Annotated in this window: 1 protein-coding gene; it reads left to right on the top strand. The window is 53.4% G+C overall.

The genetic code is table 11. The features are described from left to right. On the top strand, positions 1-266 hold a 266-nt coding region (locus tag KZZ07_RS27010), incomplete at both ends, for a hypothetical protein (RefSeq protein WP_219520065.1).

Genomic DNA, 266 nt, shown 5'->3' with positions numbered 1-266 from the left:
AATAACGGATGGTTTCACCGAGATTGGTCAGCCGCGCTTCAAGGAACCAGAGCAGGCTGATCCGGACTTTCTGAAGTTTGTCGACGTCATGCGCAGCGAATTGACCGAAGAACTCTTTCAAGCGCCCAAGGTGATTGAGGTGATGAAGCTGCTCTTCGACACCGATGAGGTGTTCGTTCATCCGATCAAATGGGTGCGCGGTTTGGCACCCTTGGATTCTTCCATGCACTCCTCACCGGGCGTTCACCAGGACTTTCCGGAATTGC

It is taken from the genome of Mameliella sp. CS4, assembly GCF_019392335.1.
In the GTDB taxonomy this organism is placed as follows: Bacteria; Pseudomonadota; Alphaproteobacteria; order Rhodobacterales; family Rhodobacteraceae; genus Antarctobacter.
Note: the sequence above shows the minus strand (reverse complement) of the source record. Positions and strands in the feature narration are given on the sequence as shown.